Annotated in this window: 9 protein-coding genes and 1 pseudogene; 4 read left to right on the top strand and 6 right to left on the bottom strand. The window is 63.4% G+C overall.

The annotated features are described in order from the left end of the window. Positions 1–8: 8 nt before the first annotated feature. Both ACF8Q6_RS17220 and ACF8Q6_RS17225 read right to left on the bottom strand, forming a co-directional pair. Complete coding sequence (locus tag ACF8Q6_RS17220; RefSeq protein ID WP_392491792.1) at positions 9–1,529, bottom strand: FAD-dependent oxidoreductase; 1,521 nt, start codon at positions 1,527–1,529, stop codon at positions 9–11. 175 nt (positions 1,530–1,704) lie between these two features. Continuing rightward, on the bottom strand, positions 1,705–3,033 hold the full coding sequence (locus ACF8Q6_RS17225) for an MFS transporter (RefSeq protein WP_004374354.1): 1,329 nt from the start codon (positions 3,031–3,033) through the stop codon (positions 1,705–1,707). Positions 3,034–3,196: 163 nt separating this feature from the next. Between ACF8Q6_RS17225 and ACF8Q6_RS17230 the strand changes: the two genes are divergently transcribed. Together ACF8Q6_RS17230 and ACF8Q6_RS17235 are read left to right on the top strand one after the other, a co-directional pair. Beyond that, the gene (locus ACF8Q6_RS17230) at positions 3,197–4,294 is read left to right on the top strand and encodes a sugar diacid recognition domain-containing protein (protein WP_392491794.1); all 1,098 of its coding nucleotides are present in this window, start codon (positions 3,197–3,199) and stop codon (positions 4,292–4,294) included. A 141-nt stretch (positions 4,295–4,435) separates the two neighbouring features. Further along, the gene (locus ACF8Q6_RS17235; protein ID WP_392491795.1) at positions 4,436–5,575 is read left to right on the top strand and encodes a glycerate kinase; all 1,140 of its coding nucleotides are present in this window, start codon (positions 4,436–4,438) and stop codon (positions 5,573–5,575) included. Between the two features lie 19 nt (positions 5,576–5,594). Here the strand turns inward: ACF8Q6_RS17235 and ACF8Q6_RS17240 are convergent, their stop codons facing one another. Continuing rightward, positions 5,595–6,494, bottom strand: coding sequence for a LysR family transcriptional regulator (locus tag ACF8Q6_RS17240; RefSeq protein ID WP_392491797.1), 900 nt, complete (start codon positions 6,492–6,494; stop codon positions 5,595–5,597). 126 nt (positions 6,495–6,620) lie between these two features. Between ACF8Q6_RS17240 and ACF8Q6_RS17245 the strand changes: the two are divergent. Both ACF8Q6_RS17245 and ACF8Q6_RS17250 read left to right on the top strand, forming a co-directional pair. Then, positions 6,621–7,229 (top strand): annotated as a pseudogene (locus ACF8Q6_RS17245) (SDR family NAD(P)-dependent oxidoreductase); the annotation flags it as partial. A gap of 6 nt (positions 7,230–7,235) precedes the next feature. After that, positions 7,236–8,345, top strand: a complete 1,110-nt coding sequence (locus ACF8Q6_RS17250) for an SMP-30/gluconolactonase/LRE family protein (protein WP_392491922.1) — start codon at positions 7,236–7,238, stop codon at positions 8,343–8,345. Here the strand turns inward: ACF8Q6_RS17250 and ACF8Q6_RS17255 are convergent. The 3 genes from ACF8Q6_RS17255 to ACF8Q6_RS17265 all read right to left on the bottom strand — a co-directional run bounded on the left by ACF8Q6_RS17255 (position 8,335) and on the right by ACF8Q6_RS17265 (position 12,768). Next, positions 8,335–9,315: a site-specific integrase gene (locus ACF8Q6_RS17255; RefSeq protein ID WP_082423740.1), complete on the bottom strand. Its 981-nt coding sequence runs from the start codon at positions 9,313–9,315 to the stop codon at positions 8,335–8,337. The two genes, ACF8Q6_RS17250 and ACF8Q6_RS17255, sit on opposite strands and share 11 nt — an antisense overlap. Before the next feature lie 60 nt (positions 9,316–9,375). Then, positions 9,376–11,703: a putative bifunctional diguanylate cyclase/phosphodiesterase gene (locus tag ACF8Q6_RS17260; RefSeq protein ID WP_392491798.1), complete on the bottom strand. Its 2,328-nt coding sequence runs from the start codon at positions 11,701–11,703 to the stop codon at positions 9,376–9,378. 81 nt (positions 11,704–11,784) lie between these two features. Next, positions 11,785–12,768, bottom strand: a complete 984-nt coding sequence (locus ACF8Q6_RS17265; RefSeq protein WP_121783519.1) for an SCO family protein — start codon at positions 12,766–12,768, stop codon at positions 11,785–11,787. Between the last annotated feature and the right edge of the window lie 15 nt (positions 12,769–12,783).

Genomic DNA, 12,783 nt, shown 5'->3' on the forward strand with positions numbered 1-12,783 from the left:
GGCACCCCTCAGCCAATGAGCGCCAAAGCCTCCTGCAGGCTCAAGGGGCGCTTCAGGCGTTGCGACAGCGTCGCCATGGCATCGGAGTGACCCTTGGCGATAACGGCCTCGACGCGTTCATCCATACACTGCAGGGCAACAAAATCGCCGTTTTCCGGCTCACCGACGAATTCGATCCGGTTCCAGTCCCTGGCATGGCCTAGCACTTCATAGGTACGGCCATGCTGGTAGGTCCAGAAAAACGGTACATCGGCATAACGGCGTTGTTCGCCAAGCATGTTGGCGGCGGCGATAACCCCGTGTTGCTGGGCCAGACGCCAGTGCTCGATGCGCACCGGGCGCCCCGTGAGCGGGAAGGTGGCAATGTCACCTGCGGCCCACAAACCGTCAGCTGCGCGCATTTCGGCGTCGACCCTCACCGATTTGTCTTCGCCAAGCGGCACCCCTTGAAGGAAAGCGGTGGCGGGTTTTACCCCGGTGCCGAACAGCACCAAGGGGGTCTGCAGCCGTTCACCATTGGCCAGTTGCACCACTTCGACCTTGTCCAGGCCTTCGATCCGCTCGACCTCGGTGGGGCCGTGGAAGGTAATGCCTTTTCGTTCATGCAGCGCGCGAATGCAGCGCCCGATACGCTCGCCCAACTGTCGGATCAGAGGGACTTCGTGGCGCGAGACCACGTGCACCTGCACGCCATACTTGCGCAATGCCGAGGCTGCCTCCAGGCCGATGAAGCCGTCACCGACGATGACCACCGGTTGGCCAGGCTCGGCTGCGTCGAGCAACTGTGCAGCATCTTCCAGTGAGCGGAGGGTGAACACCCCGGGCAGGTCGGCACCGGGAATGTCTGGGCGCAGTGCTTTACCGCCGGTTGCCAGCAGGCAGGCGTCGTAATCGATCTGCTGACCATCGGCGAGGGTGACCTGGCGCTTCTGGCTGTTCAGGGTGCGCACCTTGCCGTGCTTGCGCTGCAGTTGGCCCTTGCGCAGGGCGTCGGCTTCGAGCAGCGCGGGGACCTCATCGGGTGGCATCTGCCCGGCAATCACGAATTTGCTCAGTGCTGTGCGATCGTAGGCCGGCTGGCGCTCCTGATCGATCCATACCAGCCTGCCCGCGAAGCCATGCGCCAGCAGGGTGGCGACGGCGGCGCTGCCGGCGGCACCGGCGCCGACCACCACGAAACAGCGGGCATCGCTGTGCCTGGGCGGTTCGCTGGCCGGTAGGGGCTGGTCATCGACCCAGACTTCATCGCCCTTGATCCACGCCTTGTAGCGGCGCAGGTCGGCGAGTGCAGGCGGCTCACAAACCACGCCATCGTCAACGGCGAACGCAGCTTTGTGCCAAGGGCAGACCAGCAAACCCCCGCACACCACGCCTTCATCAAGGGGGGCGCCTGCGTGGGGGCAGTTGCCCTGGTAGGCGTGTACCTGATCGCCCTGGCGGATGAGGATGAGTTCTTCGTTGCCGGCCTGGACGCGCAGGGGGCGGTGCTCGTCGAGCTGGGCCAAGCGGGCCACGGCGTACTGGGTCATGGGGCTTCTCCAAAGGGGCCTTTGGAACCATTTGACGCCTGGGGCGGGAAGGGGATGCGTTGAGCTGACGATCGGTGGCGGGTGTGGATTTGGTGCGGCTTGGGTGGGCCTCATTGCAGGCTTGCCCGCGCCCACAGGCTTGAAACCTGTGGGCGTGGGCAAGCCTGCGAATGCCTCAACTCACCCGTGCAGTACTCAGCGAACCCGCTCGCGTTACACGCAAGGCCACCAGGCTACCCAATACGATCAACGCCGCGAGCGAATACAGTGCGGCATCGGTTGAACCGGTCTGGTCCTTGATGAACCCTACCAGGTACGGGCTGAGAAACCCCGCCATCTGGCCTACCGAGTTGATGATCGCCAGACCTGCCACGGCGGCTCCGGCACTGAGCAGCGCAGTCGGCATTGGCCAGAACATCGGCAAACCGGTAAGCGCGCCCATGGTGGCGATCGACAAGCCAAGAATGGCAATGCTCGGGTTGCCGGCGAAGTTCACCGCAATCAGCAGGCCGACGGCGCCCATCAGCATTGGCACCACCAGGTGCCAGCGGCGCTCGTTGCGCAGGTCGGCTGAGCGCCCGCAAAGGATCATGAACACACCTGCCAGCAGGTACGGGATGGCGCTGAGCCAGCCGATCAGCAGCGGGTTGTCGAAGCCCATGCTCTTGATGATCGAGGGTAGCCAGAAGTTGATCGCGTACACGCCGCTCTGGATGCAGAAGTAGACGAAGCCGAAGGTCCAGATCAGCGGGTTGGTCAACACGGCCAGCACGCTGTCGCTGGTGGTGCTCGGTTTGCTTGCAGCATCGGCCTGCAGGTCGGCAGCGATCAGCTGACGTTCAGCCGGGCTCAGCCAGGCGGCTTTCTGGTAGCCGTCACTGAGCAGGAACACCGCCAGTACGCCCAAGGCCACGGTCGGCAGGCCCTGGATCAGGAACATCCACTGCCAGCCGGCCAGGCCGTGCTGGCCGGCGGCGAAATGTTCGAGGATCCAGCCGGAGAACGGCCCGCCAAGCAGGCCCGATACCGGGATCGCCGACATGAAAAGGGCCATGATGCGGCCGCGCCGGGCCGCCGGGAACCAGCGCGAGAGGTACAGCACCACACCCGGGAAGAAGCCGGCTTCGGCAGCGCCGGTGAGCAGGCGCAGGGTGTAGAACTCGGTAGGGGTGGTGACGAACAGCAGGCAGGTGGACAGGCTGCCCCAGGCGATCATCATCAGCGCGATCCAGCGCCGTGGGCCGAAGCGATTGAGGGCCAGGTTGCTTGGCAGGCCACACAGTACATAGCCGATGAAGAAGATGCCGGCGCCAAGGCCGTACACCGTTTCGCTGAATTTAAGGGCGTCGAGCATCTGCAGCTTGGCAAAGCCGACGTTGACGCGGTCCAGGTAGTTGAACAGGTAGCAGATGAAAATGAACGGAATCAGCCGCAAGGTGATGCGCCGGTACAGCGCGTTGCGGGTGGTGTCCGTGCCTTGGTCAGGGGCGGGGCTGTGTGCCATGATCGGGTTCTCTGTTGTTATGGTTTTCGCCGCGTCGCCTGTTCCGGCGCTCGCCCTGACGAGTCTCGGGGACTGCGGCTAGCCTGTCTTTGTGCTTTTGCACAGCGCTTGGCCCAGGCTGCTGTGCCCGAGCCCAAAAGCCAAACACCTAAAGGACCCCGCAATGTTCGAACTCGACCATGACCTGGCGCAGGATATCGTTGACCGGGCAATGGCCATCTTGCCTTGCAACGTCAATGTCATGGACAGCCAAGGGTTGATCCTGGGCAGTGGTGAGCCTGAGCGCATCAACACCCGTCACGAGGGGGCGCAGCTGGTCTTGGCCAATGGCCGGATCGTCGAGCTGGATACTGACGCGGCCAAGTGCCTGAAGGGCGTGCAGCCCGGTGTGAACCTGCCATTGATGCTCGATGGGCGGCTGATGGGCGTGTTGGGCCTGACCGGCGACCCGCAGCAGGTGCGCACCTATGGCGAGCTGGTGCGCATGACCGCCGAAATGCTGCTGGCCCAACGCAATTTACAGGCTGACCAGCAATGGCGAAGGCAGCGCTGTGACGACCTGCTGGCGCTATTGCTCGGCGGCAGCGGTAACTCGCCGCGCTTGCTGGACGAAGCCCGTCAGTTGGGCCTGAAACCTCAACTACCGCGGATACCGTGCCTGTTCGAGATTACGTCGGGGCCACCTGCCGAGGCGCTGGCCGCATGGTTGATGAGCCGTTATCCGGATAGCTGGTGCGTCAGCCCGGCCCGCCAGTCGTTGCTGTGGTGCCGCCCGGCAGGCGTGGCACTGGATGAACTGCGCCTGCTGGAACGCCTGCAACGCCAAGGCTGGAACATTGAGCGACTGGCCCTGGGCAGTGCAGCGCAGAGCCTGGAGCAGTTACGCCGTGGTTACCGCCGGGTGCGTGACTTGCTGGCCTATGGCCGCGAAGTGTTGCCCAGCGAACGATTGCTCAGCCTGCAGCGCTACCGGCTGCCGGCGCTGCTGTGGCGCCACCGTAACGACGATGCGCTGGACGAGCTGCTGGAGCCTTTGCAGCGCATCCGCGCCAAGGACAGCAGTGGCCAGTTACTCACCACCCTGCGCGCCTGGTGTGCACATGACGGCCAGAGCCAGTCCTGTGCCGATGCCCTGGGCATCCACCGCAACAGCCTGCGCTATCGACTGGAGCGAATAGCCGAGCTGGGTGAGGTCGACCCGCTGCGCCTGGAAGGGATGCTTAGCTTGTATCTGGGGTTGCAGCTGTTGCCAGCTGACTGAGGTATTCACTTGCCGGCGATTGGGCCAGAACAGGCAAAAAGGCATCTGCCCAAACAACCCGGCCGGCGTTTTGTGCATTTGACCGAGGCCACCTGGGCAGCCACCTGTCAGCATGCCGCTCATCAGGACAGGAGAAACCCCATGAAAATCGTCATTGCCCCCGACTCGTTCAAGGACAGCCTCGACGCTGCCGGTGTCGCCCGCGCCATCGCTGCGGGCCTGAGCGAAGTGTGGCCCGAGGCTGAACTGGTCGAGTGCCCAATGGCCGACGGTGGCGAAGGCACCATGGAGGCGATCCTGGCCGCCAGCCAGGGTGAACTGCGCCGCCAGGCCGTGCGCGGGCCATTGGGGCAGCACGTCGAGGCCGGCTGGGGCTGGTTGCCGCAAAGTCGCACCGCAATCATCGAAATGGCCCAGGCCAGTGGCTTGCAACGGGTGCCAACCGGCCAGCGCGATGCCTGCCGCAGCAGCACCTGGGGGACCGGTGAGCTGATTGCCGCAGCCCTCGACGCCGGCGCTCAGCGTGTGGTGCTGGCCATCGGTGGCAGCGCCACCAACGATGCCGGCAGTGGCATGTTGCGAGCGCTTGGCCTGCGCCTGCTGGATGCTGACGGGCAAGCGCTGGAAGAGGGCGGCCTGGCCTTGGCCAAGCTGGCCCGTATCGACGCCAGCGGTCTCGACCCGCGCCTGGCCGGGGTGCAGTTTGAAGTCGCGGCGGATGTCGACAACCCATTGTGTGGCGCCAACGGCGCATCGGCGATCTTCGGCCCGCAGAAAGGTGCCAACCCGCAGCAAGTGGAGGCGCTGGACCACGCGCTGAATCATTTTGCCGACCATTGTGCGCTGCTGTTGGGCGCGGATGTGCGCGATTACCCTGGTTGTGGTGCGGCCGGTGGCATGGGCTTCGCTGCCCGGGCATTCATGGACGCGCAGTTCCGCCCTGGGGTGGAAGTCGTGGCTGAGCTGGCTGGCCTTGACGCCCTGGCACAAGGGGCAGATCTGGTGGTGACGGGCGAGGGGCGTTTCGATGCCCAGACACTGCGCGGCAAGACGCCGATGGGGGTGGCGCGGGTTGCCAAGCGCCATGGCGTGCCGGTGGTGGTACTGGCCGGGACCTTGGGGGAGGGGTATCAGCAGTTGTATGCCCATGGGGTCGACGCTGCATTTGCACTGGCCAGTGGACCGATGAGCCTGGAGCAGGCGTGTGCAGATGCAGCCGAGCTGTTGCAGGCCAGGGCTTGTGATATCGGTCGGCTGTGGCGCTGCGCGAAACGAGGCTGAACACCCTGTAGAAATGGCCTTATTGCTGTGTCTCGAACATGGCAATGAAGTTGGCCAGCGCTGGCGAAGCATTCTGGGCGTTCCATTTCATGTACAGCCCAAGCCCTGGGGCGGGCTGGCCATCGATAGGGCGGATGGGGCAAAACTGCACGCGTTCGCGCGGGGTTGAGTGGACGAACGACGCCGGCACCAGGGCCACGCCAAAGCCGCAGGCCACCAGGCCCAGCAGGGTGTGGATCTGCGCCGCCTCCTGCACGACCTTGGGGTAGAACCCGGCCGCTTCGCACAACGCAACCAACTGCGCGTGGTAGCCCCCGCCCAGCGCTTGTGGGGTGAACACGAAATCCTCATCGGCAAACTCGCGCAGGTCGACGGCCTCGTGCCGCGCCTTTGGATGGCTGGCGGGCAGCGCCATGACGATCTGCTCATCAAGCAGCAAGCGTGCCTCCAGGGTGCCGGCCGGCAGCGGTAGCCTGCGCATGAAGCCGATATCCGCCTCACCGGCCAGCAAGGCCTTGGCCTGGGAGGCGGATGGCATCTCGCGGATGGTCAGTTGCACGTTCGGATAAGTCTCCCGAAAGCGGCGCAAGCGGTTGAGCAGCGAGTCGTAATAAGCGATGGAAATGGCTGTGATGGTCAATTTGCCGCTGACGCCCGCCGAAACGTTGCGCGCGTACTCGATCCCTTGTTCAAGTTCAGCAAGCGTGCGGTAGGCGGTGTCGAGAAACGCTGCACCCGCTGCGGTCAGGCGCACCCCGCGCTTGTTGCGCAGAAGCAGGCCAAAGCCGAGCTTTTCCTCGAGCCGGTTGATCGCCTGGCTCAGCGGCGGTTGCGCCATGTGCAAACGCTGGGCGGCCTTGTGAAAGTGCAGCTCTTCGGCCACGGCGATGAACTGCCTGAGCAAACGTGTTTCGATCATCCAGCATTCCTGCAGCGCGGCGACTCGTTGGTGATATCCAAGGGATATCAAAGTTGCATGCTTTTAATATTAAGTCATTGATTTTTTTGTTGATATCGTAAAAAGGAGAACTGAAGGTAATCAGAAATGCCCGTTACAGACCCTTTTCACACTAAAGTTGCGGTCATCACCGGTGCCGCACAGGGCCTGGGCTTGGCCTATGCCATGGCGTTGGCCGAACGCGGCGCGCGGGTAGTCATCAGCGACCTGGGCACTGACCGTTCGGGGCAAGGGCAAGATGGCTCGCCGCTTGAGCACGCACTGGCGGCCATGCGTGCCAAAGGCTTCGCAGTGGTTGGGCACGCCGGCCAACTGGAAAGCGAGGAAGGCTGCAAGCAGCTGGTCGAGTTGGCCATCGAGCATTTCGGTGCGCTGGATATCCTGATCCACAATGCCGGCTGGGTCGATTACCAACGCATCGAGGTCCAGGATGATGCCTTCCTGCAACGTGCCCTGGGCATCAATGTGCAGGCCCCCGTATGGCTGGCCAAGCATGCCTGGCCACATCTCAAGCGCTCCGCAGCGCCACGGGTGGTATTGACCACCTCGGACCGCGCCATGTACCAGCGCTATGCGCAACCCGGCCTGGTGGCCTATGCCGCGGGCAAGATGGCCCAGGTCGGCATCATGAACGCCCTGAGCATGGAGGGCCAGGAGCACGGTATTCTGGTCAATGCCATTTCGCCGGTGGCCAAAACCCGCATGTGGGGCATCAGCCAACCACCTGAAGAGCTGAAGCCCGAGTGGGTGACGCCCGGCGTGCTTTACCTGGCCAGTGCGCTGTGCCATGACACGGGTTACATCTTGCGCGCCAGCAACGGCCAGTTCACCGCCACACGCTTCAACGAAAACAGCGGCGTCAGCTACCCTCGTGACCTTGGCCGCGTGCAGGCCAGCGACCTGGCGCAGGTGGCCGAGCGCTGGAACCGCATCAAGGAATGCAATTACGTGCCAGTCAAAGTTGCCAACACGCGCGCGGATCTTGGTGAAAGCCTGGTCTGGGATGAGCGCAGCGGCGTATTGTATTTTGTCGATATCTCTGGCGGGCGCATCAACAGCCTGACACCCGATGGCGAAGTCGAGTGCCTTTACGAGTCGGCCGCGCGCATTGGCGCCTTGGCGCTGACCGACCGGGGTAACCTGATTTTCACCGAGGATGCCAGCGTGGCCATCTTCGATGTGCCAGCACGCAAGGTCAGCCAGCATTCGGCATCAGTGCATCCGCGCTCGACTTACCGCTTCAACGACGGCGCCTGCGACCCGCAGGGACGCTTCGTCACCGGCCTGATGGACGAGGCCCTCAGCGGCAATACCGGGGCGCTCTTTCGTTTTGACTGGCAATTGAGCGACCAGGTGATCCACGATGACATGGCTTTGCCCACCGGCCTTGCCTGGTCTCAGGACGGCCACACGGTGTACTTCGTCGACTCGGCGGCGCGTGCGATCTACCGCGCAGAGTACCTCATCGAAGGCCGGCTGGGCGCTGTTACGCTGTTTGCCGAAACCCCCGCCGAACTGGGCCGGCCGGATGGCCTGGCGCTGGACCGCGACGGCGGGCTGTGGGTGTGCCAGTACCATGGCAGCTGCCTGCTGCGCTACGACCGCCACGGGCACCTGACCGACCAGGTGTTGATGCCAGTACCGTGCCCCACCAGCTGCTGCTTTGGCGGGCCCGGGATGAACACCTTGTACATCAGTACCGCGCGTTACGACATGACGCCAGAAGACCTGCACCATTATCCGGACGCTGGCGACCTGTATGCCATTCGCCCGGAAATTGGCGGCGTCGCCAGGTACAGCTTCAAGGAATAAGCGGTTGCACCTGACTGGCCGGTAGCACGGCCAGTTCGCCAAAACGCTGCGCCGAGTCGATGTAGCGCAGCGCCGACTTGGCGTCTTTCCAGCCCACATAGCTCATCAGCGACTTCAGCTCCCAACCATTGGCCGTGGCCCAGGTGGCGAAGCCACGCCGTAGTGAGTGGCCGGTATACAGTGCCGCCGGCACCCCGGCGCGTTCCAGCATGCGCCGCAGCAGGCCCACCAGGCTGTTGCTGTTGAGCGCGTTGTCGCCAAGGTTGCCCCAGCGGTCGAGTTTGCGGAACACCGGCCCATGGGCAATACCGGCGACTTCAAGCCATTGCAGGTAGGCAGTGACAGGGCACAAGGCCTTGAGGGCAGGGGTGCGGTGCTGTACGCCCAAGGCTTCGCGGTCGCCCTTGCTGCGCGGCAGGAAAAGCGTAATGCCGACACCGGCTTGCGCCTGGATGTGTTCGATGCGCAGGCGTGCCAGCTCATCGCCGCGAAAACCACGCCAGAAACCCAGCAACAGCAAGGCGCTGTCACGGCGAGCCCGGCGCAGGGCTGCCAAATCATGGTGCTCGCGGGCTTGTCGGGCTTCTTCTTCAAAACACGTCACAGCGGTTTGCAGGTGTTGCAGCAACAGCGGGGCGGCCTGTTTGGGTGGCGTCGGGTGCAGGGTGCGGATGCCGCGTAGCACCTGACGCACCAACGGCGCCTTGGTCGGATCGGGGAAGCCTTGGGCGACGTGCCATTGGCTGAGCGCGGCCAGGCGTTGACGCAGGGTGCTGACTGCATGCTGGTCGGCATGATCGGCCAGGTAGCGGGCAATACTTTCGGCGGTGGCCGGGAGAAAGCCGCCCCAGTGGCTTTCGAAGTGCTCGATGGCGGCCTGGTAGCTGCGCCGGGTGTTGTCACGGGTGGCGGCGCGAAGGTAGCGCTCGATATCGGTCATGGTGCGGGTGTCGGTGTGAGATCGGTACACGATAAACCGTAATGCGTTGTCTGTCCTTGCCCAACGCGATCGGCAAGCCTGCCGTTGCGCTCAATACACGCATGCCTTGTCCTCGACACCGTTGAAGGGCGGGTAAGCCCACAGCTGCGGCAGCGACAGTGGCCGGCTGAAGTGGTAGCCCTGGGCGATATCGCAGCCGGCAAGCTTCAGGTACACCACCTGCTCACGGGTTTCCACCCCCTCGGCCACCACTTCCAGGCCCAGGCGCTTGGCCAGGATGATGGTGGAGGACACGATAGGGCTGTCGTCATGGCTGTTGGACAGCGCCGCGATCAGCGAACGATCGATCTTCAGCTTGCTCAGGGGCAGTGAATGCAGGTGGGCAAAGCCGGCGTAGCCACGGCCAAAATCGTCCAGACTGATACCCAAACCTGCGCCGCGCAACGTATGCAAGTGAGTCACCGCCGTGCCTTCAGGGTCGAGGATGGTGGTTTCGGTAATTTCCAGCTCCAGCTGCTGGGGCGCGATGCCATGATGCTGCAATTTGCTCAACAGCCGGTCAGCGAAGTCGGCTTGACGCAGCTGCAGGGCGGAGACATTGACGGCCAGCCGTGTCTTGCGGCCTTGGGCATTCCAGCTCGACAAGGCTTCACAGGCCAGCCGCAGCACCTCCCAACCCAGTTCGACAATGAAACCACTGCGCTCGGCCAGGCCGATGAAGCGGTCCGGGTACAGCAGACCGAAATCAGGGTGGTCCCAGCGCACCAGCGCCTCGTAGCCCAACACCTGGTGGGTGTCCAGGCGCATCTGTGGCTGGTAGTGCAGCACGAACTGACGTTCGGCCAAGGCACTGCCGAACGCTTGCTCAAGGGTGAAAGCCTGGACATCGGCCAGGTTCAGCGAGGGGTCGAAAAAGCGATACTGCGCGCGTCCTGCCTGCTTGGCCGAGTACATTGCAGCATCGGCACTGCGTATCAGGCTGTCGATGTCCTGGCCATCACGCGGGCAGATGCTCACCCCTACGCTGGGGCTGGTGTTGACCTCTTGGCCATCCAGGGCGTACGCGGCCGACAGTTTCTGCACCAGTTCGTGGACCCAGGCGTTGATCTGCTCCTCGCTGCGCTCGCCGGCCAGCAGCACCACGAATTCGTCGCCGCCAAAGCGCGAAGCCTCGTCGCCGGGCTCCAGCAGGCGCTGGATACGCCCGGCCACAGCCTGTAGCAGCAGGTCGCCAATCTTGTGTCCGAGCGAGTCGTTGATCGACTTGAAGCGGTCCATGTCGATGAACAGGATCGCCATCAGTCGGCGCTTGCCACGTTGCCGAGTCAGCGCCTGGCTGGCCATTTCGACGAACTGGCGGCGGTTGTGCAGGCCGCTGAGGTGGTCGGTGGCGGCGGCGTGGCTGCTGCGCCGGTGTTCGTCCTCCAGGCGCACGATCAGTTGCTGATTGACCTGCTGGGCATGTTCCAGCGCGTCGAAGGCCTCCTGGCGCTTGCGCAGCAGGCGCAAGGTCCATAGCAGGCTGGCCAGGATCATCAGGGTCATGCTCAGGTTCAACCAGAACTGCCGGGAATAGGCCAGCGTCGAGGGTGCGAGGATTTCTGCCTGGCGCTGGCTGACCACCACGCTGAAACCGTGCTCGGGTACATGGCGGTACAAGCTTTGGTAGGCATCACCCGCTACGTATTGGGTCAGCATGCCCGCTTCGGTGTTTAGTGCCGGCAGCGGTGGCTGCAATAGGTCGCCCGCAGTCACCACGCCGCTGTTGTCGATGCGCAGCCGCTCCAGGCCGTCATCCTGCAGCAGACGCACCAGGCCACTGTTGCCCAGGTCGATAGGCTGGAACAGCACCGCCAGGTAGCCGACGTCCAATTGCACCACCAAAAGGTTGTCGATTTCCCGGCCGGTCGAATTGGTCAACGGCAGCAGGAAGGGCAGGCGCCCAGTGGGCGGGGCAGCGTTTTGGCTGACAGGCTGAATGCTCGGCAGGAAAGGTTTGAAACCGTAGCGGTCAATGTGCCTCTGCAGTTGGTGCAACCAGTCTGCCGGCAACTCGGCGGCCTCATCGGTGTGGCTGGCCGCTAGCAGCCGGCCTTGTCGGTCGTACAGGCTCAAGCGCTTGAACACTGGGTCTGCGGCCAGGCTGGGTACCAGGCTGAAATTGCCTTGGCGCAGCGTTTTCACGTCGTCCTGGGTAACACGACCCACCGCCTGGGCGCGGTCGACAAGCTGTCGCAGGTTTTCGCCCACGATGCTGGCCAGGTTCAGGTGCTCGATGGCCTTGGCCGACAGTGCACCCTGTCGGGCGGTGGCTTTCTGCGTGACGTGCAGCCCCCAGAGAAAGGCCAGGGTCGCTGCACAGAGCATCAGGATCAGCAGTCGCAGAAGGCTGGAGGAGGAAAGCGAACGGCGAATCACTGCTGATAGTTCCCGACCCTGGGTAATGCTCGGAAAATACGACAATAAGATGACAGCCTGATGACTGGTGGCCAATAGCCTTTAGGGGATTTCCCTATTAGCCATGGGTGTTTGCAGGCGAGCTGTTTCCTCTTCGAGGTAACTCATCAATGCGCTGACTTCGGCATCGCCCAAGCGCATGTTGGGCATGGCCAGGCGGTTGTATTGTTCGAACAGCAGCATGGCCAAGGGGTCTTTTTCGGCCAGCATCTGGTCGGGCACCTTGAGCCAGCGGGCCAGCCAGTTGGCGTCACGCTGACGGGTCACGCCCAGCAGGTCGGGGCCGATGCCTGGCTGGCCTGGCTCGGTGTTGCCCACGGTATGGCAGGATGAGCAGCGGGTACGGAATATCTGCTCGCCGCTGCTGGGTGAGCGGATTTGCGGAGCCTGAGCGTAGTCATTGCTCATGGCGCTGGCCTGCTTCCAGTTGTGCAGGCTGTTGCCCAGGCGGTCGGCGAGGATGTAAGGGCTTTCGAAAGGCGAGGCTTTCATCCAGCGGCCGGTGGCCTGGTTGCCGATGATGAGGCTCAGGTTGTGGTCTTTGGAGCGGCCGTTTTCCAGGCCATCGATCCACAGCCCCAGGCTGCGGCGTAGTTGCTCGATGTCGTCGGGTTCGCCGGTCAGCAAGGTCCAGCCTGGGCCGATGCCGAACTTTTCGGCATAGCGCTTGAGGGTGGCGGGGGTGTCGTTATAGGGGTCGATGCTGATGGAGTAGAGGAAGATGTCTTTGCCGACCCGGTCACCGAGGATTTTCTGTACCTGGCGCAGGCGAGCGGTTTCTACTGGGCAGGAGTCGGAGCAGCCGGTAAAGATGAAGTTGATGGCGACCACCTTGTCCTTGATCAGGTCGTCGAAGAAATGCACTTTTTCGCCGTCCTGAGTGAGCAAGGGGATGTTGGGGAAATAGCTGGCCCCCCAGGGAGAGGCCGCTGCTTCGGCCACCGTTCGTTGGGGTTGCAGCGGCCAGAACGGAATGCTGGCGGCGAACAACGCGAGTACCAGCAGGAAACGCCATGAGCCGGGCATGATGCGGTCCTCGTG

It is taken from the genome of Pseudomonas sp. GLN_2 (genome assembly GCF_043106005.1).
GTDB classification, from domain to species: Bacteria; Pseudomonadota; Gammaproteobacteria; order Pseudomonadales; family Pseudomonadaceae; genus Aquipseudomonas; species Aquipseudomonas alloputida.